Raw genomic sequence first — 21,327 nt, forward strand, 5'->3', positions numbered from 1 at the left:
GCCGGCCAGGGCGCTCATCCACGGTGTAGAGAGCTGCGGAGCGCCGGTACCTGTCTTCGATAAGCGGCGCCGGCCGACATCGGCCCGTCTGCTGCCGGCCTGACGGCCCGGCGTCACTTCAGGTGTCGGGTGAAGAACTGGGCCGCGGCGTCCCCCGCGTGCTGCGGGACGCCGGTGTGCCCGCCCATGTTGGCGTGCAGCGTCTTCTCCTTGGAGCCGAAGGCGTCGAACAGGTCCAGGGCGGCCTGCCGGTCGTTGCCTTCGTCGTCCCACTGCAGCAGGACGTGCAGCGGAATGGTGACCTGGCGGGCCTCCTCGAACATGGCGCGAGGGACGAAACTCCCGGCGAACAGAACGGCGGCCGAGATGCGCGGCTCGACCACCGCCAGCCGGGTCCCGATGGAGATCACTCCCCCCGAGTACCCGACCGGGCCGCCGACCTCGGGCAGCGAAAGGAGGGCGTCCAGGGCGGCCTGCCATTCCGGGACCGCCTTGTCGACCAGGGGGAGGATGAGGGCGTCGATGATCTCGTCGGTGACCGGCTCGCCGGCCTCCATCGCCCGGCGCAGGTCGGCGAGGGCCTGCTCGGCGGCGGGCCAACGGGGCCGGTCGCCGCTTCCGGGGAGTTCGATGGTGGCTGTGGCGAAGCCGTCCGCCGCGGCGTGTCGGGCTCGGGCCACCAGTCGGGGGTACGTCTTGCGCAGCCCGAGGGGAGGGGGGCTGAGCAGGATCAGCGGCGCCGGTGCGGATGCGGATGCCGGTGCGGATGCGGATGCCGATGCGGGTGTCCACAGGATGCCGGGGATCTCACCGAGGGTGAATTCGCGTTCGAGGACGCCGTGGTCGAGGCGCTGCTCGGAAGTGAAATGCATGGTCGTGCCTTTCGGGAGTGCACTGGAACGGCGCTCCCGGACGACCTGTCTATCGCCCGACCGTGACCCCGGAGGGGAGCACCCATGTCGATACTGCGTTCACGGGTACCACCTCCTCGATGTCTCGCACGGCCTTCGGAAACGTAGCAGTGGTCGCCCTCGTCCGCCAAAGGGTTTTTGCGGAGTCTCCATGGCGCCGCCGCAGAGCCGCCACTCGGGAAGTGGGGTGCACTGGCGCTGTCGTTTCTCATGAACATCGAACACTACGCACCGCCGACGCCTCCCAAACTCGTGTACAGGTGCTGTCGGTTCCCGTGAACAAAGCCACTGCCGAATGGCTGGGCTTCCGGCAGCCGACAGCCAGCCACCATCCGACGTTCATCGCCGAGGCGGGAATCCTGGAGCGTGCGCAGCGGGGGCCTTCGGCCTGGTACTCGGTGAGCCGGGCGGGGCTGCGGAGGGTGCGCGAGATTCTTCGTTGAGGGCAGGCTCTTGGCTGAAGGGAGACCCTTCACCGAGGGGCAGGCCGGCTGCCTTCGGCTTCCTCCCGGCGCAGGCCAGGGCCGCGAGCAGAGTCACGCCGCCCGCGAGCGCGAAGCACACCCCGAGCGGCAGCCGTGCCGCTAGCAGACCGGCCGCCGCCGTGCCGCCCGAAATCCCTGCGTTCACCGCCGTGTTGACCCAGGCGCCCGCCTGGGTGCGGCGCCCCGGTGGTGCCACCTCGTCGGCCAGCAGATACGCCGTGGTGAGCGCCGGGGCCACAAAGAATCCCGCACACGCCACCGCCACGGTCAGCGCCCCCACGCCCGGCGCGAGCCCCGCGGCGGCCAGGGCGAGACCGAGGCCGGCGGCCAGCAGCGGCAGTCGTACCCGGGCCCCGGTGCGCCAGCTGACGGCACCGTTCAGGAGCCCGCCGACGGCGCTGCCCGCCGAGAGGGCCGCGAGTACCCAAGCGACCACGTCGTCCCCGTGATGCCGCGCCGCCGCGAAGGCGAGGACCAGCAGATCCATGGCGCCCAGGGACAGCCCGACCCCGGCCGCCACCACGACCGGCGTCAGCAGCGCCCGCGCCCCCTGCAGCCGCGTCTTGGAGCGTGCCGCCGCCTTGGCAACGGCAGTCGGCCGTATGTCCCGCACGGCTGGCGACATGACGAATGCGCAGGACCCGACCCCCACGAGCAGCGCACTCGCTACAACCCCGGCCGCCGGGGGCGCGATCTGCACCAGCGCGCCGACCAGCAGCGGACCGGAGACGAACAGCATCTCCTCCGCGACGCCGTCCAGGCTGTACGCGCGCTGCAACAGTGGCTGTTCATCGGCGAGTTCACGCCAGATGGCCCGCATCGAGGGGCCGAGCGGAGGCGTCGCGGCGCCCGCGGTGGCGGCGATGGCGCCCAGCAGGAAGGCGGGGGCGCCGGGCCGCCAGGAGGCCGCCGCGAGGGCGCCCAGGAGGCCCGCGTAGAGCAGGGCCATCGGCAGGAGCGCGGGGCGTGGCCCGTGGCGGTCGACAAGGGCCGCCCGTACCGGGGACAGGAAGACACTGGTGGCACCGAACAGCGCCATGATCGTGCCGGCGACGGCATACGAGCCGGTGGCCCGGGTCACCGCCAGCATCACGGAGAGGGCGACCATCCCGTACGAGAGCCGCCCGAGCAGGGCGGCACCGAAGGTGCGTCGGGCGTACGGAAGGCGCAGTACGGCGGCATACGAGGGCCGCCCTTGAGCAGGCGCAGACATGGGAAAGTTCCTCGGTCGAGGCGGAAGGAGGGACGCCGAAGTGTCGCGAGCGCTGTGTGCGGTTCGCGGGCCTGGGCGTGCCTATGCCAAGAGGAGGAACATGAGGCTCAACGTAGCAGCGGGCACCAGGGGAAGTCAGTAGTCCCGAGGGATTGTGCGTCATCCCGCGCGTTCCCCTGAGCCCCGCTGAGTCTCTGGTCCCATGGCCAGGGCGTTCTTCCTCCTTCGTGTGCTCTGCCGGCTTGTGACGTAACTTCGGGATTCTGAAGCGTTCTCAGCTCGCCCGACCGATTCGCAGTCGGGTCGAAGGTGATGAGGCTCGGGTTGGCGGCGCTGGCGGTCGTACGGGATCTGCGTGAGCACTGGGCGCTCGCGTCGGCTGAGGAGCTGGAGCGGTTCGAGACCGATGTGCTGTCCGGGTTCGTCCTGGCACGGGCCTCAGCAGGGCTGGCGGACGGCACCATCCGCGGGGACGTCTGTCACCTGGATCAGATCAGGACCTGGTTCGGCCGGCCCTTGTGGAACATGGAGCCCGCTGACGCGGACGTGTACTTCGGGAAGGTGCTGCGGCACTCGCCCAGCGGCACCCGGCTGGGCCGGTCGCAGGCGTCGAGCACGTACTTCATGCTTCCTGGAGCTGCGGCACAAGGTGGAAATCCACCGGAGGGCCGGCTGGGCGGTCGAGTGCCCGATCGACGAGATGAACCGGCCGCGCGGGGCAAGGGCGCCGAGCTGCGGATCCCGCCGAGTGAGCCGGGGATCGGGACGTTGTTCACCGGCTGGGGCGGCGAGCTGGCCACCTGCCGGAAGTTCGCCCCCACTGCCCGGAACTACACAGCCTCGAAGCTGATGTCCCAGGTCGGCCTGCGGGTGAGCGAGGCATGTGGGCTCGACCTGGACGACATCACACATCGCCGAGCGGTCCGACCAGGTACGACAAGATCAGACCCACGAAGCAGCCGTCACCCTCAAATCGCTCCTGATGTGGGCGCGACACTTTGACGACAACTCCTAGCGGCGGCGTCCGCCGTGATCAGATAGTCGGCGAAGTGCTCGGTCAGCGGCTCGCCGGTGAGCGGTTCCAGGAACAGGAACTGCCCCTGTGGGTTGACCTCCAGCCAGACGGGTTCACCTCCCGGTGTGAGCTTGAGGTCGATCACACCCATGGGCAGCCCGAGCCGGTCGAGCACCGTACGGACCCGCCGAGCCAGGTCCTGGGGAACCGGCCACCGCGTGATCGGGACATTGAGGTCGGGGCGCCAGTCCAGTTCCTCTGTCTCGATCAGCGCCGCGAACATGCGCTCGCCGAAGCAGTTGAGCCGGATGTGGTGCCGGCCCGGAACGTACTCCTGGTACGTCGCCGGGCACACCGCGAAGGACTCCGCGGGCAGCTTCTGTGGGTCTTCGATCCACCGGGTGTACAGGGACGGGCCCCGCGCGCCCACGACGGGCTTGACGATGACCCGCCCGACCTCGCGGGTGAAGTCCACCACCTCGTCACGTGATTGCGTGATCAGCGTCCGCGGCACCCGGAAGCCGGCCTGCCGGGCTACCCACAGCTGGTAGACCTTGTCCGAGGCCCGGTCGGTCGCCTCCGGCGGCGAGATCCACTCGCCGTGGAACGAGGCGGCGAGGATGCCCGCCAGCGCTCCGCGGCAGTCGTTGTTGACCAAGCTGATCTGCTGCGCGCCGAGTCCCGCGCCGTCCGACGCGGCGGCGGACATGGTGAGCTGCTGGTCCGCCCGCGCGCGGCGCCACCACAGCAGCTCCGCCTGCGCGGGGGGCACCGTCCGGCCCTCCGACGTCGGCACCGCCGCCGAGGCGCCGGAGTCGTCCGTCGTCCCGGACAGGTGCCAGGTGAGGCCCGGTCTGCCGCTCACCGCGTCGCACTCCAGGATGTGGAACTCCTCACCGCGGGCGCGCACTGCGTGCTGCACCGCGATGGCGTGCAGGTCGTCGTGGAAGGACAGGGCCAGGATCATGCCGCGTCGCACATGTCGGAGCAGCAGTGTGGCCCACACCCCGTCTCGCAGGCATGGCCTTCCAGGTTCGCGGCGGAGATCTCCAGACCGGTGGTGGTCCGAAGGGCTTCCTCCCAGGCCTGCAGCTCCTGCGGTGTCTTCAGCTCTACGAAGCCGGTCGCCTGGGTGCTGAACACCACCGGCGGGGCGGTGCTGGTGAAGTCATCCTGCTTCTGGTCCAGGGGCTCGCCAAGCTTGAAGCCGTTCATGGTCTCGGCCTCCCTCGATCGTCTCTCTCGCCCCCGAGTCTCGATTCTGGATTCCTTCTCCTTCTACTGAACCACTGCTGTTTCGGGGCTGCATCCGGCCGACGGTAGCCTGGTAGATCCTTCAACTAACGTCCCGGGTCGCTGCGTTCGCGGCTTGAGAGGCGGTGATCGAAGGTTTCTCGGTCAACCATGAGAATGCGTCGTTCCTCTCCGGTGCAGGCAATGAACTCCGCCCCCGGCAACGGCCCGTTCCGGGCACGCTGGTGATCACTTCCGCGTCGCGATGCTCACGGAAGCGGGCCGCGACCTTCAGGTCGACGCCCGCGATCAATCGGCCAGCTCCCGCCGATCGCTCCGATGCCGCGCATGAGCGCGGCGCTTGCCGACTCCGACGTATGAGAGGACTCGCTTGTGCCCGCCTCGCGGCCTCGCCGCAGGCGGTGGCCGATCCGGTCGGACGACTGCGGGATGACCGCGCCAATCGCGAGTTGGCGCAGGTGGCTGCGGATTGCACGGATGAATAGGCGTGGGATTGCACCGGATGAATAGGCGTGATCCAATCCGGACGGACATATCCGATCAACTGTTCAGCCCACTGGAGAGGCACGCGCCCCTCACGAGTCCCGCAACAGCACCCGCTGACCCGTTCACGTGACCCGACGAGTAGCTTTGCAGCAGCCGAACTGGGGGGAACGATGGCCTTCGGTGAACTCTTGACGCTTGGGCTCCTCGCCATGGCAGTTCTGGGGATGACCGGTGCCGGGCTCGGTATCTACGCCCTGATCTGCAACCGGGTGCCTGGACGATGGCTCGGCAGGACCGTACGCAACCCCAGACTTTGGGGAACCGGCATGCTGTTCATGGTCTCCAGTTTGGCCTTCGTCTCATGGACGCCCCTCATCATCGGGCTCGGCATCACTGTCACCGGACACGCCGTCAAGCCCACCGGGTGACCCAAGCTCGTCACTCACGCGACGGCACCAGCGCCGCCAGGCGGGTCAAATTGACAGGCACCAAGAGTCCGCAGAGAAATGACCTGGTGGTTTCGGCGGGGCGGCGATCCTCGCGACTGCCTGGCCAAGAACCGGAGTCGGCGGCTTGTTGCTCTGCGAGCCCATAGCCGTGGCGTCCAACGACGTTGGTTCCACGAAGTCCTCGGCCCTGCCCCATGTCCCTGGTGGCGGAAGGTGCAGGTAGCTGTAGTGCGAGCGGGGCTTCGCATGGCAGACACTGATCCACATGAAAGAACGACAGAGACACGTGGGACACGGCAGCTGGTACCTGTTGGTCGGCCTGCCCACGGCGATGGTGTCGATGCTCATACTGCCGCTGTTGGTCGTGGGCACGATCATCTCCGGTCTGACGGCCTTGCCCGTGCTGATGAGGGCCCTGCGACACTGGTCGGAGTGGCACCGGCGCCGAGCCGCCGCACTGCTCGGCATCGACATACGCCCGCGCCCTACCGAACTGCCCAAGGGGCTGGGCGCACAGTGGCGCCATCTGCTCGACGACACCGAGAATCGCCGCGACCTGCGCTGGGTCCTGCGGCATGTCGTCACCGGCCTCCCCGCTGGCCTGGCTGCGCTCGCTTGTGTCGCAACCGCCGTGTTCAGTGTGGCCGCTGCCCTGCTGTGGCAGTTGTTCCCGCAGGAGGAGCCGCTGCGTCTGCTCGGCGCGGTGCCGGTGGACGGCTGGGGCACCGCCCTCGCTCTCGGCGTCGTACAGGGCGCCGGCGCCGGTTCCCTGACCTGGTGGGCCATGCCTCACCTGGCCCGGATGCATGCGCGCAGCACCGTCGCCGCGCTGGAGCCGTCGGCAGAGGACCGGCTCGCCAAACGCGTCGGTGAGTTGGCCGACAGCCGTGCCGGAGTCCTCGATGCCCACGGTGCCGAACTGAGCCGTATCGAACGCGATCTGCACGACGGCACCCAGGCACGCCTCGTCGCCATCGCCATGCGTCTCGGCCTGGCCCGGGAAGAGCTGCCCGACGACTCGGGGGCCCTTGCCAAGCTCCTCCAGGAGGCCCATGAGGGCGCCGAGGAGGCGATGACGGAGCTGCGCGAGGTGATCCGCACAATGTATCCGCCGATCCTCGCCGACCGGGGCCTGCAAGGCGCGGTGTCCGCGGTCGCGGCCGGCGCGGGCATCCCCGCGGAGGTGGAGCTCGGCGAACTGGGCAGACTGTCCGCGGCCGTCGAGGCCGCCGCCTACTTCATCGTGGCCGAGACTCTCACCAACGCGGCCAAGCACAGTGGCGCGACCCGGGTCACCGTACGGCTGACCCGGCAGGACGCAGCCCTCCTGGTCGAGGTCACCGACGACGGACTCGGCGGTGTGGACGAGACCCTCGGCACCGGCGTCATCGGGATCCGCCGTCGTGCGGCCGCACTCGACGGAACCGTGCTCGTCAGCAGCCCGGCCGGCGGGCCCACCGCGGTCACGGTGGAGTTGCCGTGCGCGTCGTGATCGCCGAGGACAATGTGCTCCTCTCGTCGGGTCTGGAACTGATCCTCGGCACCAAGGGGATCGAGGTCGCCGCGGTGGTGACGGACGCGCCGGGCCTGCTGGCGGCGGTCGCGGAGCACGCCCCGGACGCAGTGATCGTGGACATCAGGCTGCCGCCCTCGTTCCGCGATGAGGGGATCAGGGCCGCGCTCCAACTCCGCCGGGAGCGCCCCGGCCTGCCCGTACTGGTGCTGTCCCAGTACGTCGAGAAGGTTTACGCCCGTGAGCTCCTGACCGACGGAACCGGAAGCGTCGGATATCTGCTCAAGGACCGGGTGAGCCGGGTCGGTGAGTTCGTGGACGCGCTGCGGCGGGTGGCGGCGGGCGGTACGGCAATGGACCCCGAGGTGATCACGCAGTTGCTGGCGGGGCCGGGCGGGAACGCCGTCGACGCACTGACCCCGCGCGAGCGCGAGGTACTCACCTTGATGGCACAGGGGCTCGGCAATGCGGAGCTGGGCAGCCGGCTGTTCATCACGGACAACGCGGTGCAGAAGCACATCGGCAACATCTTCATGAAGCTCGGACTGCCGGCCGCCGACGGCGGGCACCGCCGGGTCCTGGCAGTCCTCAGCTACCTGGACAGCGTTGCCGGCTGACCACAGCGGGCCCTCACGAGACGACGAACCGAGCAGGCGTCGCTGTTCGATAACGGGCGGGCGCGGCTGTCGCCGTCAACCAGGAAATCGCCAGGCTATTTCTCTGCGAGCCCTTGGGCGCCGGCCGATCGCACCGGCTCCACCTCGGCTCGCCGCCCGCCGGTCATAGGCCCGGCGGGCGGCGAGTACCTCGTCCTGACCTGCTCGGTCACGTCCCTGCTGTTCAGAAAGAGGTCACCGCGGTGGCCTTGGCGTTTGACCGTCGACTCTATGGTGAGCCACTCACCGGGGGCTCGCCATGTGCGATCCCGGACCGTCGGACAGCCATCACTTGATGGTGGTGTCGCCGAGTGTCTCCAGCACTTGGCGGAGGCCCTCGGCGGTCTTGTCGACCAGTTCGCGGTCCACGTCGGCGAGCAGCTGTGTGTAGTTCGCCAGATGGTCGGCGAAGGCGGCCCGGGTGACCTCGTGTCCGTGTTCGGTGAGGCGGATCTTGATGGTGCGGCGATCGTCGCCGTCGCGCACGCGCTCGACCAGGCCCTTGGCCTCCATCTTGTCGATGCGGTTGGTGATCGCACCGGAGGTCACCATGGATGCCTTGAGGAAGGCCCCGGCGGTGAGGGTGTAGGGCGGCCCGGAGCGCTGCAGCGTGGTGAGCACGTCGAACTCGCCGTGCTCCACGCCGTGTGCGGCGGCCGCGGCCCTGGCGGACTTGTCGACCACCCGGGCCAGCCGCTGGATCCGCCCGAAGAGCTGCACCGGCCAGAGGTCCTCCACCACATCGGGGCGCTCCTTGGCCCACTGGCCGATGATCGCGTCCACGGCATCACTCATGGCCGTCACTCCTCTCAATGGACATCTTCTCAACGTTAAGACACTTGACGTTGAGAGAGTCGGGCTGCTTTTATCTCAACGTTGAGATTATCAAGGCTGAACGACAGGAGCACCCCCGATGTCCGATCTCGCTCTCCACCCCACCGCCCAGGACCTCCTCTTCCGCCAGGCCCGCACCGCCAACACCTTCACCGCCGAGCCGGTGACCGAGGACCAGGTCCAGGCGATCTACGACCTGGTCAAGTACGCCCCGACCGCCTACAACCAGTCGCCGCTGCGGGTGGTCCTGGTCCGCTCCGACGAGGCCCGCGAGCGGCTCGTGGACCTCATGGACGAGGGGAACCGGCGCAAGACTGCGGCCGCGCCGCTGATCGCGGTCCTCGCCGCCGACAACGAGTTCCACGAGGAGCTCCCCGCGCTGCTCCCGCACTTCCCACAGGCCAAGGACCTCCTCTTCGCCGACCGCCCGGTCCGCGAGGAGTCCGCGCTGCTCAACGCGACGCTCCAGGCGGCGTACTTCATCCTCGGCGTGCGCGCGGCGGGGCTGGCCGCGGGGCCGATGACCGGCTTCGACTTCCCGGGTGTGCAGAAGGAGTTCCTGGACGACGACCACACGCCTCTGATGGTCGTGAACATCGGCCGCCCCGGAGCGGACGCCTGGTACCCGCGCTCGCCGCGGCTCGCCTACCACGACGTCGTCACCACGGTCTGAGCCACCTGAGCTGCTCGACCCGCCTAAACCGCCTTTCCGACTTCCCTGAGCCCCCCAGGCCACCCCCCTCACCTTCCGGAGCCTGCCATGTCTCTGCTCGCCCGAACCCACCCCCGCCCCGCCGCACATGCGCCGGCCCCCACCACCGCGCCCGCCACTCCGACTTCGCGCCAAGTCCCCTCCGCATGGCTGGCGTTGCTGGCCACCCCGGTCGCCGCGAGCGCCAACAGCCCGGTCCTGATCCTGCCCGACATGGCCGGCTCGCTCGGCATCCGTACGGCCACGGCGACCTGGCTCGTCACGGTCTTCGCCTGGGCCATGGCCGTCGGCACCCCGCTGATGGCGGGCCTGCTGCGCCGCCGCGGCCTGGGCGACACGCTCCGGCTGAGCGCGGCCCTGATCGTGGCCGGCACCGCGGTCGTCGCGGTGGCGCCCTGGCTGCCGCTGGCCATGGCGGGCCGGGCGGCCCAGGCGGTGGGCGGCGCGGGCCTGGTCACCGCGGCGATGAGCCTGGCGGGCTCGGTCCGCCGAATGGGAGTGATCACTGCGGGCTTCGGGACACTGGGCGCGGTCGGACCGCTGCTCGGCTCGGCGATCGCGGACACGGCCTCCTGGCGGGTGTCCCTCGCCGTCGGGGCGGTCGCCCTCCTGGCCCTACCGGCGGTCATGCGCCGCGCCGACCTGTCAACACCCAAGCAGACCACCCCCTTCGACGGCCGGGGCGCCGCCCTGCTGGTCCTGACGGCGACGGCCCTGGTACTCATCCCGCGCTACCCGCTCCCGGCGGTGGCCGCCTCGCTGCTGACGACCGCGCTGCTGGCCCTGCACATCCGGTCCAACCCCACGGGCTTCGTCCCCGCAACGCTGCTGCGCACCCGGGCCTTCGCCCTCTCCGCCCTGCTCGCCTGCACCTTCGCGACCTCGTATTTCACGCTGCTCTTCACCATCCCGCAGCTGCTGCGCGACCGAACGGACTGGTCGACCTCCACGATCGGCACCGGCCAACTGGTCGCCCTCCTCGCGGGCTCCATGCTCTCCATGGTGCTGGCCGCGACCTCGGCCCGGCTGGGCCGCCCGCGGGTTCTGACGATCCTGGTCACGGTCGGAGCGCTGGCCCCGCTCACCGCCATGCTGACCCCCTGGGCGCCGCTGCTCCTGCTGGTCGCGACGCTGGCCGTCTTCACGACGAGCGCGGGCCAGGCCACGCTCGCGGTATACGCCACCCAGGCCGCGCCGACCACTCAGCGCCCCACAGCGATCGGCCTGTTCAACCTCTGCTATCAGCTGGGCGGCGCCTTCGGCCCAGCGATCGCAGCCCTGATCACACTGGGCGGCTGACCCGCCTCGCCCCAGTCCCGTCCCACCCTCGCACTTAGGATCACGATCATGAACGAGAAAACACCCACCACGCCCGCGACCGCGACACCGCTCGAGGCGGTGCTGACCCGCCATGCGGATGCCGAGACCTGTGCCGACCCGAGCAGCGTGATGACCCTGCTGGCCGACTCGGACGGCACCGCAGGCGGCTGCACGAGCTACCGATCCACCTTCGCCAAGGGCGCGATAGGGGCGCCCGCCCACTTCCACACCCGGGCATCGGAACTCTTCTTCGTCATCAGCGGAGCCCTGCAGGTCCTGGTGGGCGAGGAAGTCACCATCCTCAAGGCAGGCGACTTCCTCGCCGTACCGCCCCACACCCCGCACGCCTTCGCGGCCGCCCCGGGCTGCGAAGCGGATGTCCTGTTCGTCTTCACCCCCGGTATGGGCAGGTTCGACTACCTGCGCCTGCTCGGCCGGGTGATGCGCGGCGAGGCAGACCCGAAGGAGATCGCCGAGTCCTCGGAACGCTTCGACAACCACTACGTCGACAGCCCGGTCTGGCGCGCCGCCCTGGAGCGTTCCGCGTGATCGACTCCACGACCCGGATCCGGGTGGCCCGGCCCTCACGGGACCTCGCAGCCGCCGAGCGCTTCTACGTAGACGGTCTCGGCCTGGACGTCCTGTGGCGCTCCACTGAACGTGTCGCGGGTGAGCACGACCTCCTGATGGTCGGCCCACCGGGCGCCGCCTGGCACTTCGAACTCACGCATGACCCCGAACGGCCGCTCGAACCCACCCCGACAGTGGACGACCTGTTCGTCGTCTACCTCGGCGCCCCGGTCGACCAAGCCCTGGTCGACCGCCTGCAGGCCAATGGGGGCACCAGGGTTCCCGCGCACAACCCCTACTGGGACAGGTACGGCGTGACCGTCGCCGACCCCGACGGGTACCTGCTCGTCCTGTGCTCACGCAACTGGACCATCTGAACCCGCGGCCCCGCAGCGGCACGGCGGACTCGCTCGCCTGGATCAGGACGCCTGGCTGTAGCCGTCCGGTGCGGGCGGGCTGTCGCCGCGGAGCGGGCTGAAGTCGACGTCCAGGTGCGGGTCGTAGGAATTCGGGCTGGAAGCCGAGTTCATGGGTGGAGTACTCGCCGAAGCGGCGGATGCGCTCGGTCCGGTACGGCGAGACGTGGGCCAGGTCCTCGGGGTCGATGACGTGGCCCTCCTCCTGGAGCTGGCGCACGATCTCGGCGATGTCCACCCTTCGTCCGGTCCCGTCTCGGCCTCATGACCATGTGAAACGACGCCTTTAACCCGTAGCAGCCCGCGGTATCAGCGGAGCAAGTAACTTCCACTCCTGCTCAGCGAGTTATGGGGGCATATCACCCGATCGTGATCCACCGCCGGTGTTCTCTGGAGAGGGGTGCAGCGACATCGAAGACTGCATGGTCACCTTTGCCGTGGGTTCGCCCGGAAGTTGGTATGGAGGTATTGGGCAGTGCCGACCGTGCTCGCCGCCCTCGCGCATGCCCACCGACCACTCACCCTGGGCACACTGACAACGTTCGCCCTGTTGTCGGGTCGGCGGGTGGCAGTTCGTGCTGAGTGACGCGGTTTACTCGGCGTCGAGCTGGTGGTCGGCCCAGACGTAGCTTTCTGGCAGCAAGTCGGCAATAAGAACGGTTCGGACATGGTCGTTATTGCCGACGATGACCTTGAGGGCGGGGAAGTAGTCGAGGAGGGCTTGCCGACACCGGCCGCACGGGGGAACAACCCCCCGGTCGCGGTCACCCACGGCGACCATCGTGTCCAGCTCGTAGGCGCCCTGGGCGGCTGCCGCGCCGATGAGGACCAGCTCGGCACAGGGGCCGCCAGTGAAGTGGTAAGCGTTCACCGCGGTGATGATCCGGCCGTCCCGGGCGCGGGCTGCGGCTGCCATGGTGTGGTTGTCGCCCCGGCAGCGAGTGCGAGCGACGTGCGCTGCGGCCTGGACGAGTTCGTGGTCGACGGGGTGGGTCTGCGTGGTCATCTTCTCTGCCTTCGTCAGGTGTCAGGCGACGTTGACCCGCGTGACGAGGGTGCGCAAGCGAATATCGCTCATCAACGAGTTCCGCGCCGATGAAGGGAAAGTGGCGGGATGTTCGAGGGTTCCACCCTTTGGTGTGCTGGCCGCCGATCCACTGGCCGGGCGCTCGCCGAGCGTCAGGCGTCCTGCGGGTACCAGCGCAGTTCCACGGTGTTGCCGTCCGGGTCCCGCACGTACAGGGAGATCGCGCTGCCGCGGGCGCCGAAGCGCTCGCCGGGGCCGTCCACCACCGTGAAGACACCGGAATCGACGACCTGCTGCCAGTCGAGCGGCTCCACCACCAGGCAGATGTGGTCGACGTTGGACCCCTCCGGCCGCCCGTCGGGGGCCTCGACGAGGTCGATGATGGTGGTGGGGCTCGCCCGTACGGACGGGAAGGGAACCTTGCCGGCTCGCCACTCCTCCACCCGCACCGGTTCGAGCCCCAGCGGGCCGGTGTAGAAGGCAAGCGAGCGCTCGATGTCGGCGACGTTCAGGACGAGGTGGTCGAAGGCGATCACGCGCATGGGTGTCTCCGCGGGGTCGGGGCGCCGGGGCGCCGGTAGTGGTACGGCGGGGCCGGCAGGCCCCGGACCTCGCAGGTCCCGGGCGGTGGCCGGTCGCTGACTGCCGTGGCCCGCCGTTGACTTCAGCATCGCCGAGCATCCATACATCGATCCAACACATGTTTGTCATCCCATCCATCGTGTTTCACGATGGATGAATGGATCTCCAGCAGATGCGCTACGTCCTCGCGGTGGCGGAGACCGCGAACTTCACCCGTGCCGCCGAGCGGTGCCATGTCGTCCAGTCCGCGCTCAGCCACCAAGTGGCCCGGTTGGAGAAGGAGTTGGGTGCCCGGCTGTTCGAGCGGGGGCGGCTGCCTCTGATCCCGGAGTACGTCGGGAATCAGAAGCAGCACATAAGCCCCGACCGTGGTGGTGGTCAGCTCGTCGGCGACAGCGGCGCCGCGGCGGCCTCGGCCGCTCGCAGCAGCGCGGTCAGGTCCTCACGGGCGCGGGCCACTCGGGAACGGACGGTTCCGATCGGGCAGCCGGCTGCCGTGGCGGCTTCCGCATAGGGCAGGCCGAGCACCTGGGTCAGGACGAATGCCTCACGGCGGGCCGCGTCCAGCGCTTCGAGCAGGTCGAGCAGCGCCACCCGCTCCTCGAATCCGGGGAGGCCCCTCGGCTGCGCCCGGTCGGCCGCTCTCTGCCAGTCCGCGGTGTTGATGATCCGCGGTCGGCTGGCCGCCGACCGGTGGCGGTCGACGACCACCCGGCGGGCGATCGACAGCAGCCAGGTCCGGGCACTGGAACGGCCCGCAAAGCCGGGGAGGCTGGTCAGGGCCCGCAGATACGTCTCCTGGGTCAGGTCGTCGGCGCCCTCCGCGTCGCCGCTCAGATGTGCCACGAACCGCCACACGTCTCTGTGTGTGGCCCGTATGAACCGCTCGATCGCCGCACGGTCACCGGTACGTGCGGCCGCCAGTGCCCACTCGGTCACCTGTGTGTCGTTCCGCTCGATGGACGGGCCTCGCGGGTTCCGTACCAGGGCAGGAGTCATCGCCAAAGGTCCTTCGCGTAAGTGCGGGCCGGGCGGACATGGCGCGGCCACGCAGGTGGGCGGTCCTCCGGGCCCGCCGCGCACACGCGGATGGGGGGCGGTGGCACGACGGAGAACCTCAGGCCGATGAGCCGGGTCGCGGGCATCCGCGCACGCCGGTCCCCCGCCCGTCGACCCGTGTGCGGGGACGGGCGGTCAGCAGCAGACCGGACGTGCCGGCGGGCCCCTGCGAAGGACGGCGTACCGCAGCGGCCGGGTGCGAAGGCGTTGAACGGGGCCGAACGCGGCCACGGGGCGTACCGAGGACGCCGGGCCGGCATATGCGAGTGAGCGCCGGGCCCGCCGTAGCGGCGCGAAGACGAAGGCGGCCAGCGACCGGGCGAGCCGGAACACCGCCGCCTCACCACGCCACAGCCACAACCCGCAGACCAGCGCGGCCAGACCGTGCGCGAGCCCCATGCCGAGGGACCAGGTGTGTCCGGTGGCCGTCGTGCCCATGGAGTCGAACACCGAGGACATCGCGTGCGCGGCATGGTGCATGGGGCCGGCCATGTCGCTGCCGGGTATTCCGGCCATGCCGCCCGTACCACCGGACGTGGTCGCCGGTGCGGAGGATGTGTGCGCCACCAGTGACTGCGACAGGCTGAACGAGGTGTGCAGCGCGAACTGTGCGGCCATGGTGGAGCCGGTCACCACGAGTGCCCCGCGCTCCCGTCCGGTCAGCCACCACGCGCCCGCCGTGGTCGCGGCTAACGCGTACGCCACCGCCCACACCGGCAAGGTGTCTCCGGACATCAGCACGTGCCCCAGGGCCGTCGTCACCACACAGACGGCCGCGAAGATCGCGGCACGTGCGAGGCGGAGTACGGGCCCAGTGGTCACGGCCGTCATCGTGCCAGTCGGCCTACACCGAGGGGACCCGGAAGGTACGATTCCGTATTTTCTTGCGTTCACGATCAAGAAAAGTGGATGGCCATGGCGCAGGTCATGTGCCCGCCTCAGGAGTCGATCCATCGCCGGTCCGGCTGCTGGAGCACCACGCAGATCACTGAACAGGCGGCGTCGGACGACTGATTGGGGCAGGGGGACCGGAACCCGGCAGACACAGGCCGGAGCGTCCACCTCACACCATCGCCTGTGGCGTGGATCACCCACCAACGCCGGCAGCGACGCGCGGTGCGCGGTGCCACGGGACGACGACGCACCCAACTCCCGCCCGCGCAGGCGGCATCGGCGGTGTGGAAATCCAGGCGGACGGCAGGACGCGGGAACCGGCGGGCATGCTCGTACGACTCTCTGCCGTGGGCCCCGTGGAGTACGGGGCCCGGCACGGAGGGAGAGTGCGCGTGCACGCAGACCGGTCGTCCCCGGCGTCCTCGATACCGTCGGCCTCCCCGCGCGTTGGTGATGCGGGTGCCGAGGGAGGTGCGGGGACGGGCCTGACCCTGTTGCTGACCTCGGCGATGGCCTTTTCCATGCTGCAGTTGTTCCTGGTCGGGGCGCTCGGCCCGCGGCTGGTGGCGGATCTTCACATGAGCCGGGCCATGCTGGGGCTGACCACGACGGCAGGGTTCGGGGCCGCCGCCCTGCTGTCCCCGGTGGCGGGGCGGGTGGTGGACCGGGTGGGTCCGCGACGCTGCCTGATCGCGCTGCTGCTGCTCGTCGGCGTGGCGCTTGCGCTGATCGCCTCGGCTCCGGTGTACGGGGTGCTGCTGGCGGGGGTGGCCGTGGGAGGGGTTCCGCAGGCGTTGGCCAACCCGGCCACGAACAAGGTGATCCTGGCCGCCGTACCGGTGGCGCGGCGCGGTGCGGTGACCGGTGCGAAGCAGTCGGGTGTGCAGCTGGGGGCCTTTGCGGCCGGGCTGCCGCTGGCCGCGTTGGCGAGCGGGGTCGGCCGGCAGGGGGCGGTGTGGGTGGCTGCGGCCATGGCTGTGGTCGCAGCCCTGTGGGCGGCCCGCATGCTGCCCGCCGATCCCCCGCCGCACCCGGTGGCGGCGCCCGGCGGGACGTCTTCGACGGGGAACACGATCGGTTGGCTGCTGGTGTTCTCGCTGTTGCTCGGTGCCGGGATCGCCTCGGTGAACACGTATCTGGCGCTCTTCGGCGTGCAGCGGCTGGGGGTGGCGCCGACGGCGGCGAGCGTGCTGGTGGCGGTGCTCGGCGTGGCCGGCATCGGCGGCCGGATGGGCTGGTCGCGCGTGGCGGGGCGGCCCGGCCGGGCCGTCGTGCTGCCCTCCGTGCTGGCCGCTGGCGCGGTGGCCGCCGGCTTGCTGCTGGTCGCGGCGTTGCGGATCCCGGTACTGGTGTGGGTGGCGGCGGTGGCGATCGGGGTCTTCGCGGTCGCGGCCAACGCCGTCTCGATGGTGCTGGTGATCCAGCGGGCGGCGCCGGGCCGCGCCGGGCGGGACTCCGCGCTGGTGTCCGCGGGCTTCTTCGCCGGGTTCGCCGTCGGTCCACCGTTGTTCGGCGCGCTGGTGGAGTCATCCGGGTACGGGCCGGGATGGCTGCTGGTGGCGGCGGAGTTCGCGGGGGCCTGTGCGGTCGCGGCGGTGTGGGCGTGGCGGGAGCTGCGTCGGCTCCGGGACGGGGTGCGGGCATGAAGCCCTGGGCACGCGAGGCCCTCGCGCTTGTCCTGGAGCGTGTCGCCGTCACGGCCGCGGAGGTCGGCGACCGGTTCCCGCTATATGCCGACCCGGACACCGGGCGGTGGACGACGACCTCGCGCGGGTCCTGGACCGGGGGCTTCTGGGCGGGGCTGCGGTGGCTGCGGGCCCTGCACACCGGTGACGGACGGGACCGTGCCGGGGCGGCCGAGTGGACGGGGAGGCTGGCGGGGTGGCTGGGTGCCGATACGGCGACCCGGGGACTGATCTTCTGGTACGGCACCGCGCTGGGTGCGGGGTCCGGTGGGGATTCCGCTTCGGTGAGCCTGCGCGTCCGGGCGGCTGGCGCATGCCTGGACGACGGCTTCGCGCCCGAACTCGGGATCGTGCCTTGGGGTGCCGCCTTCGGTGGTCCGCGCTTGGTGGCGCGGGTGGACGGGGTCCCCGGCATGGTGCCGCTGCTCGCGACGGCCGGGGGCGCCGAGGGGCGGCGCGCCGCCCGGTCCCATCTCGACCGGCATCTCGCGCTGTGCCTCGGTGAGGGGCCGTTGCGCCCGGCGTGGGAATGGACTGCGACAGGGCGGTGGGCAGCCTGCCCGCAGCCCGCGCCCGGCTGGAGCCGGGGCCGGGCGTGGTTGCTGCTGGCTCTCGCCGACGCGGCCCTGTGCCTGGATGACGGTACGTATGTGGAGAGGGCTCGGGGACTGCTCGGGCCGGACGGAGAGGCGACGGCGACGGACGTCGTCGTACCGCCGGCGGAAGTGACGGCGCCTCAAGGACTCGTGGACACTTCCGCGGCCGCCATCGAGGCGGTCGCGCTGCTGAAACTCGCAGCGGCCGCCACAGCGCCCGAGGCGCAGCGGCTGCGGGGGCGCGCTGCTCTCCTCCTGGAGCACCTGGTTACCGTGCACGTGACGACGCCGGGACCGGGGCGGCCGTCCGGCATGCTGCTCAACGGGTGCTACGACCTCCACCGTGGCATCGCCGTCCGGCACGAGCTGGTGTGGGGCGACTTCTTCCTCGCCCTCGGGCTCGCGCTGCTCACGGGGCTGGTGACGGCCCACGACGTATGACGCCCTCGCGCACGGCGTTCGCGGCGTACGGTGTCCACGGCGTTTGACCTATACACCGTGGACACCGCACCGTCTCGCCTGTCGCCGTCCCCCTCACCCCTCGCGCAGCACCCGCCGCGCCACGGACGTGATGTGCAGTTCGTCCGGGCCGTCGAGAAGGCGGGCCATCCGGCCCATGCGGAAGAGGCCCGGGAGCGGGGTGTCCGGGCCGAGACCGGCGGCGCCGTGGACCTGTATCGCGGCGTCCGCGACGTGCTGGAGCATCCGGGCCGCCGCAACCTTGGCCAGGCCGACCTCGATATGGGCGTCCCTGCCCGCCTCGATGAGCCGGGCGGCTTCGTGGACCAGCGGCCGGGTGGAGCGGATGGCGAGCAGCGCTTCGAAGAGGTGCTGCTGGACGAGTTGGTGGTCGCCCAGTGGCCCGCGTCGCAGGGTGCGTTCCCGGGCGCGGGTGCGCATGAGGGCGAAGGCTCGTTCGGCCTGGCCGAGCCAGCGCAGGCAACGCAGGGTACGGCCGAGTTGCAGTCGCTGCGCGGCGACGGCCAGGGCGTCGCCGCGTTGGCCGATGAGGTGGTCGGCGGGGACCCGTACGCCGTTCAGTTCGATCTCCCACTGGCCTCCGGTGCCCAATACAGGCAGCTCCCGGACGATGCGGAAACCCGGGGTGGCCGTGGGAACCAGCAGCAGGGACAGGCCGTGCCGGTCCCCCGGTTCGCCGTCGGTCCGGGCGAGTACGGTCACGATGTCGGCCTCGGCGGCCGCGGTGGTGAACCACTTGCGGCCGGACAGTGTCCATGAGCCGTCCGGGCCGGCCGTGGCGCGCGTCTCGGTCAACAGGGGGTCGCTGCCCGGCGTTTCTGGTTCCGTCATCGCGTAGGCGGAACGGATTCTCCCGGTGGTCAGGCGCTCCAGGTACAGCTCGCGTACGCGGGGCGCGGCATGCCGGTGGAGCATGAGGGCGTCCAGGAGGGTGGACGAGCCGAGTGCGGCGGGGCCGTGGTCGCTGACCCCTTCGGCCTCGGCGATGGGGGCGTACGAGGTCAACGGCAGCCCCTGGCCCCCCAGTTCGACCGGTAGGGGCAGTGCCCACAGTCCGTTCCGCTTCGCCTCGTCCTGCAGCCCGGCCAGGATCCGGGCCGCGGCCGGGCCACCCGCGTCGAGCTCGGGCTCCCTCGGGATCACGCGGTGGTTGACGAACTCCGCCACGCGTTCACGCAACTCACCGCCCGCGTCACCAGTTCGCGGAAACTCCCTCACCATTCTTCGTTCCTTTCCGGGAACCAGGCGGTCCCGCCATCCGACTGCTCGGCTTGTGGGAGAGAGGTCGGATCCGACCGCCTTCGAGTTCCCGCGACGAGACCGGTGCCTGAGCGGCGGCCACCGCCGCCGGAGAGGGAGCAGCCATGGCACACACCATGACCACAGGGACGGCTCTGCCGCTCGACGGGATGGAGCTGAGTGTTTCGGGCCCGCCCGCCTTGGCCGGTACGGCCGTCGGTCATCTACAAGCGCTGGGTGCACGCCCCGCCCCGACCGACCGCGGCGGCCCGGCCGGCCATGCGCGGCTCGTGCTGGCCGGGCAGGGTGAGGCGCCCGTCCCGGCCCGGGTGCGCTGGGCGGACCTGTGCCCTCCCCAAGAGGTGTACGACGAGGCCACGGCGCAGGCGGCCTGCGGCGTCATGACCGTCCATGGGCAGCGCGACGGCGGCCCGCGTGGCCTGGCCGTCGACTATGCGGCGACCGCCGCCGGCGTCCTCACGGTGCAGGGGCTGCTTGCCGCACTGATCGGCCGGGCCCGCGGCGGCGCGGTCGCCTCGGTCTCCACCGCTGCCGACCGTGCGGCGTTGCTGACGGTCTCTCAGTACGTGGCCGCTGCCGGAGCCGACGAGGGGGAGGCGGCGCCGACGGGGCCGGGCGGGCCGCCGTTCACCACCGCCGAGGGTACGCGGTTCGAGCTGGAGGCCCTGGAGCCCGCTGTGTGGGCTGGTTTCTGGCGTGTGCTGGGCGCGCCTCAGGAGGCGATACGGGCCGGCTGGCGGCCGTTCCAGTTCCGGTACGCGACGGCCTGTGCGCCGCTGCCGGACGTACTGCACACCGTCACCCGCGCTCGCGGCTGGGAGGAGATCCGACGCGCGGCGACGACTTCGGGCGCGGACGTCTGCCGACTGCACACGCTGGCGGAGCGGGCGGCGGAGGGTGGTGCGACGGGCGCCCCCTGGACGCTCGCGCCCCGCGGGGAGGCCCCGCGTACCGTCCCCGATCAACTGCCGTCGGCTGCACGTCCGCTGGAGGGCATGGTCGTCCTGGAGGCCGGACGGCGGATCCAGGCACCGCTGGCCGCGCACCTGCTCGGCCTGCTCGGCGCCGAGGTGGTCCGTATCGAGCCGCCGGGCGGCGACCCGCTGCGTGGTATGCCGCCCACCTGCTCCGGCCTCTCCGCGCGGTGGCTGGCCCTCAACCGGGGGAAGAAGGCCGTCGAGATCGACATCAAGTCCCCGTCCGACCGCCGTCGGCTGCGCGAGATGGCCGCCGGGGCGGATGTGTTCCTCCACAACTGGGCACCCGGGAAGGCCGAGCAACTCGGTCTGGACTCCGACGCGTTGTCCGCCGCCAACCCCGGCCTCGTCTACGCCTACACCAGCGGCTTCGCCGGCCGGGAGCTGCCCGGTGCGCCGATGGGCACCGACTTCATGGTGCAGGCGAGAACGGGAGTCGGCGAGGCCGCCCGCCCCGCCGGTGAGCCGCCCGCGCCCTCCCTGATGACGTTGCTCGACGTGCTCGGCGGGCTGCTGGGCGCGGAGGCGGTCCTCGCCGGCCTGCTCACCCGCGAACGGACCGGGCGCGGTGTGCGCGTCGACTCCTCGCTGCTGGGCGCGGCCGAGGTGCTGACCGCACCTGCGCTGCGCCGTGCCGCAGCAGGGCGGGATCCTCGGCGCCCGGCGGGCTTTCGCCACCCGCTGCGGACCGCGGACGGCTGGCTGGCTCCCGCCGACGCCTGCGCCGCGGAAGCGGCCGGGCACAGGGAGCGCATACGGCGGCTGCCCACCTCCGAAGCCGTCGCTGACCTGCGCGCTCGCGGGCTGGTGGCCACCGCCGTCAGCACCGACCTCGCCGCCCTGGCAAACGACCCTCGACTCGCCGGAGCCCTCACTCGCGATGCCCATGGCGCGCCCGCCGTTCCCTCCCCCTGGAGTCTGTCGTGACCGTGA

The 21,327-nt window shown here is 70.9% G+C and carries 21 protein-coding genes and 2 pseudogenes; 12 read left to right on the forward strand and 11 right to left on the reverse strand.

Features of this window, described 5'->3' with window-relative positions; all coding sequences use genetic code 11:
- Positions 1-113: 113 nt before the first annotated feature.
- Together WAB15_RS01630 and WAB15_RS01635 are read right to left on the reverse strand one after the other, a co-directional pair.
- Positions 114-872: an alpha/beta hydrolase gene (locus WAB15_RS01630; protein WP_407284998.1), complete on the reverse strand. Its 759-nt coding sequence runs from the start codon at positions 870-872 to the stop codon at positions 114-116.
- A 378-nt stretch (positions 873-1,250) separates the two neighbouring features.
- Positions 1,251-2,609 carry an MFS transporter gene (locus WAB15_RS01635; RefSeq protein ID WP_407284999.1) on the reverse strand — a complete coding sequence of 453 codons (1,359 nt, stop codon included), beginning with the start codon at positions 2,607-2,609 and terminating at the stop codon, positions 1,251-1,253.
- A 312-nt stretch (positions 2,610-2,921) separates the two neighbouring features.
- Between WAB15_RS01635 and WAB15_RS01640 the strand changes: the two genes are divergently transcribed.
- The gene (locus WAB15_RS01640) at positions 2,922-3,611 is read left to right on the forward strand and encodes a hypothetical protein (RefSeq protein WP_407285000.1); all 690 of its coding nucleotides are present in this window, start codon (positions 2,922-2,924) and stop codon (positions 3,609-3,611) included.
- Here the strand turns inward: WAB15_RS01640 and WAB15_RS01645 are convergent.
- Both WAB15_RS01645 and WAB15_RS01650 read right to left on the reverse strand, forming a co-directional pair.
- Positions 3,578-4,591: a RimK family alpha-L-glutamate ligase gene (locus WAB15_RS01645; RefSeq protein ID WP_399150303.1), complete on the reverse strand. Its 1,014-nt coding sequence runs from the start codon at positions 4,589-4,591 to the stop codon at positions 3,578-3,580. The two genes, WAB15_RS01640 and WAB15_RS01645, sit on opposite strands and share 34 nt — an antisense overlap.
- The gene (locus WAB15_RS01650) at positions 4,588-4,839 is read right to left on the reverse strand and encodes a hypothetical protein (RefSeq protein WP_399150304.1); all 252 of its coding nucleotides are present in this window, start codon (positions 4,837-4,839) and stop codon (positions 4,588-4,590) included. Before WAB15_RS01650 ends, WAB15_RS01645 begins: the two co-directional genes overlap by 4 nt.
- A gap of 734 nt (positions 4,840-5,573) precedes the next feature.
- On the opposite strand from WAB15_RS01650, the gene WAB15_RS01655 reads away from it, so the two are divergent.
- From WAB15_RS01655 to WAB15_RS01665, 3 genes are all read left to right on the forward strand, one after another.
- Positions 5,574-5,792 carry a hypothetical protein gene (locus tag WAB15_RS01655; protein WP_399150305.1) on the forward strand — a complete coding sequence of 73 codons (219 nt, stop codon included), beginning with the start codon at positions 5,574-5,576 and terminating at the stop codon, positions 5,790-5,792.
- Between the two features lie 286 nt (positions 5,793-6,078).
- Positions 6,079-7,305, forward strand: coding sequence for a sensor histidine kinase (locus WAB15_RS01660; protein ID WP_407285001.1), 1,227 nt, complete (start codon positions 6,079-6,081; stop codon positions 7,303-7,305).
- Positions 7,293-7,943 (forward strand): response regulator, encoded by a 651-nt coding sequence (locus WAB15_RS01665; RefSeq protein WP_407285002.1) that lies wholly within the window; start codon positions 7,293-7,295, stop codon positions 7,941-7,943. Before WAB15_RS01660 ends, WAB15_RS01665 begins: the two co-directional genes overlap by 13 nt.
- Positions 7,944-8,270: 327 nt before the next feature.
- Here WAB15_RS01665 and WAB15_RS01670 read toward each other — a convergent pair whose 3' ends face one another.
- Positions 8,271-8,777 carry a MarR family winged helix-turn-helix transcriptional regulator gene (locus WAB15_RS01670; protein ID WP_399150308.1) on the reverse strand — a complete coding sequence of 169 codons (507 nt, stop codon included), beginning with the start codon at positions 8,775-8,777 and terminating at the stop codon, positions 8,271-8,273.
- A 118-nt stretch (positions 8,778-8,895) separates the two neighbouring features.
- On the opposite strand from WAB15_RS01670, the gene WAB15_RS01675 reads away from it, so the two are divergent.
- The 4 genes from WAB15_RS01675 (at position 8,896) to WAB15_RS01690 (ending at position 11,795) form a co-directional block, all read left to right on the forward strand.
- Positions 8,896-9,489, forward strand: coding sequence for a malonic semialdehyde reductase (locus tag WAB15_RS01675; RefSeq protein WP_407285003.1), 594 nt, complete (start codon positions 8,896-8,898; stop codon positions 9,487-9,489).
- Positions 9,490-9,576: 87 nt separating this feature from the next.
- Positions 9,577-10,827, forward strand: coding sequence for an MFS transporter (locus WAB15_RS01680; RefSeq protein WP_407285004.1), 1,251 nt, complete (start codon positions 9,577-9,579; stop codon positions 10,825-10,827).
- Between the two features lie 48 nt (positions 10,828-10,875).
- Entirely contained in the window at positions 10,876-11,397 is a 522-nt protein-coding gene (locus WAB15_RS01685; RefSeq protein WP_407285005.1) for a cupin domain-containing protein, read from the forward strand.
- Entirely contained in the window at positions 11,394-11,795 is a 402-nt protein-coding gene (locus WAB15_RS01690) for a VOC family protein (RefSeq protein WP_407285006.1), read from the forward strand. Before WAB15_RS01685 ends, WAB15_RS01690 begins: the two co-directional genes overlap by 4 nt.
- Before the next feature lie 214 nt (positions 11,796-12,009).
- Here WAB15_RS01690 and WAB15_RS01695 read toward each other — a convergent pair.
- The 3 genes and pseudogenes from WAB15_RS01695 to WAB15_RS01705 all read right to left on the reverse strand — a co-directional run.
- Positions 12,010-12,072 (reverse strand): annotated as a pseudogene (locus tag WAB15_RS01695) (hypothetical protein); the annotation flags it as partial.
- Between the two features lie 354 nt (positions 12,073-12,426).
- Entirely contained in the window at positions 12,427-12,840 is a 414-nt protein-coding gene (locus WAB15_RS01700; protein ID WP_407285007.1) for a cytidine deaminase, read from the reverse strand.
- Positions 12,841-13,013: 173 nt separating this feature from the next.
- Positions 13,014-13,403 (reverse strand): VOC family protein, encoded by a 390-nt coding sequence (locus tag WAB15_RS01705; RefSeq protein ID WP_407285008.1) that lies wholly within the window; start codon positions 13,401-13,403, stop codon positions 13,014-13,016.
- A 197-nt stretch (positions 13,404-13,600) separates the two neighbouring features.
- Between WAB15_RS01705 and WAB15_RS01710 the strand changes: the two are divergent.
- Positions 13,601-13,750 (forward strand): annotated as a pseudogene (locus tag WAB15_RS01710) (LysR family transcriptional regulator); the annotation flags it as partial.
- A gap of 71 nt (positions 13,751-13,821) precedes the next feature.
- Here the strand turns inward: WAB15_RS01710 and WAB15_RS01715 are convergent.
- Both WAB15_RS01715 and WAB15_RS01720 read right to left on the reverse strand, forming a co-directional pair.
- Positions 13,822-14,442, reverse strand: a complete 621-nt coding sequence (locus WAB15_RS01715; protein WP_407285009.1) for a sigma-70 family RNA polymerase sigma factor — start codon at positions 14,440-14,442, stop codon at positions 13,822-13,824.
- 195 nt (positions 14,443-14,637) lie between these two features.
- Complete coding sequence (locus WAB15_RS01720; protein ID WP_407285010.1) at positions 14,638-15,333, reverse strand: hypothetical protein; 696 nt, start codon at positions 15,331-15,333, stop codon at positions 14,638-14,640.
- Positions 15,334-15,917: 584 nt separating this feature from the next.
- Here WAB15_RS01720 and WAB15_RS01725 point away from each other — a divergent pair.
- A complete protein-coding gene (locus WAB15_RS01725) occupies positions 15,918-17,042 on the forward strand; it encodes an MFS transporter (RefSeq protein ID WP_407285011.1) in 1,125 nt (374 codons plus the stop codon).
- Positions 17,039-18,118 (forward strand): sugar ABC transporter permease, encoded by a 1,080-nt coding sequence (locus WAB15_RS01730; protein WP_407285012.1) that lies wholly within the window; start codon positions 17,039-17,041, stop codon positions 18,116-18,118. The genes WAB15_RS01725 and WAB15_RS01730 overlap by 4 nt, the downstream gene beginning before the upstream one ends.
- Before the next feature lie 93 nt (positions 18,119-18,211).
- On the opposite strand, the gene WAB15_RS01735 is transcribed toward WAB15_RS01730, so the two are convergent.
- Entirely contained in the window at positions 18,212-19,378 is a 1,167-nt protein-coding gene (locus WAB15_RS01735) for an acyl-CoA dehydrogenase family protein (RefSeq protein WP_407285013.1), read from the reverse strand.
- A gap of 143 nt (positions 19,379-19,521) precedes the next feature.
- Here WAB15_RS01735 and WAB15_RS01740 point away from each other — a divergent pair, with 143 nt between their 5' ends.
- Entirely contained in the window at positions 19,522-21,321 is a 1,800-nt protein-coding gene (locus tag WAB15_RS01740; protein ID WP_407285014.1) for a CoA transferase, read from the forward strand.
- Positions 21,322-21,327 lie beyond the last annotated feature (6 nt).

Origin of the sequence: Streptomyces sirii (assembly GCF_045690365.1) — a bacterium.
Classification (GTDB): domain Bacteria; phylum Actinomycetota; class Actinomycetes; order Streptomycetales; family Streptomycetaceae; genus Streptomyces; species Streptomyces sirii.

Excerpts from the sequence above, each read along its gene's own strand:
- WAB15_RS01630 (WP_407284998.1), bottom strand. The coding sequence starts at position 872 with ATGCATTTCACTTCCGAGCAGCGCCTCGACCACGGCGTCCTCGAACGC.
- WAB15_RS01635 (WP_407284999.1), bottom strand. The coding sequence starts at position 2,609 with ATGTCTGCGCCTGCTCAAGGGCGGCCCTCGTATGCCGCCGTACTGCGC.
- WAB15_RS01640 (WP_407285000.1), top strand. The coding sequence starts at position 2,922 with ATGAGGCTCGGGTTGGCGGCGCTGGCGGTCGTACGGGATCTGCGTGAG.
- WAB15_RS01645 (WP_399150303.1), bottom strand. The coding sequence starts at position 4,591 with ATGATCCTGGCCCTGTCCTTCCACGACGACCTGCACGCCATCGCGGTG.
- WAB15_RS01650 (WP_399150304.1), bottom strand. The coding sequence starts at position 4,839 with ATGAACGGCTTCAAGCTTGGCGAGCCCCTGGACCAGAAGCAGGATGAC.
- WAB15_RS01655 (WP_399150305.1), top strand. The coding sequence starts at position 5,574 with ATGGCAGTTCTGGGGATGACCGGTGCCGGGCTCGGTATCTACGCCCTG.
- WAB15_RS01660 (WP_407285001.1), top strand. The coding sequence starts at position 6,079 with ATGAAAGAACGACAGAGACACGTGGGACACGGCAGCTGGTACCTGTTG.
- WAB15_RS01670 (WP_399150308.1), bottom strand. The coding sequence starts at position 8,777 with ATGAGTGATGCCGTGGACGCGATCATCGGCCAGTGGGCCAAGGAGCGC.
- WAB15_RS01675 (WP_407285003.1), top strand. The coding sequence starts at position 8,896 with ATGTCCGATCTCGCTCTCCACCCCACCGCCCAGGACCTCCTCTTCCGC.
- WAB15_RS01680 (WP_407285004.1), top strand. The coding sequence starts at position 9,577 with ATGTCTCTGCTCGCCCGAACCCACCCCCGCCCCGCCGCACATGCGCCG.
- WAB15_RS01685 (WP_407285005.1), top strand. The coding sequence starts at position 10,876 with ATGAACGAGAAAACACCCACCACGCCCGCGACCGCGACACCGCTCGAG.
- WAB15_RS01700 (WP_407285007.1), bottom strand. The coding sequence starts at position 12,840 with ATGACCACGCAGACCCACCCCGTCGACCACGAACTCGTCCAGGCCGCA.
- WAB15_RS01705 (WP_407285008.1), bottom strand. The coding sequence starts at position 13,403 with ATGCGCGTGATCGCCTTCGACCACCTCGTCCTGAACGTCGCCGACATC.
- WAB15_RS01715 (WP_407285009.1), bottom strand. The coding sequence starts at position 14,442 with ATGACTCCTGCCCTGGTACGGAACCCGCGAGGCCCGTCCATCGAGCGG.
- WAB15_RS01720 (WP_407285010.1), bottom strand. The coding sequence starts at position 15,333 with ATGACGGCCGTGACCACTGGGCCCGTACTCCGCCTCGCACGTGCCGCG.
- WAB15_RS01725 (WP_407285011.1), top strand. The coding sequence starts at position 15,918 with ATGCTGCAGTTGTTCCTGGTCGGGGCGCTCGGCCCGCGGCTGGTGGCG.
- WAB15_RS01730 (WP_407285012.1), top strand. The coding sequence starts at position 17,039 with ATGAAGCCCTGGGCACGCGAGGCCCTCGCGCTTGTCCTGGAGCGTGTC.
- WAB15_RS01735 (WP_407285013.1), bottom strand. The coding sequence starts at position 19,378 with ATGGTGAGGGAGTTTCCGCGAACTGGTGACGCGGGCGGTGAGTTGCGT.
- WAB15_RS01740 (WP_407285014.1), top strand. The coding sequence starts at position 19,522 with ATGGCACACACCATGACCACAGGGACGGCTCTGCCGCTCGACGGGATG.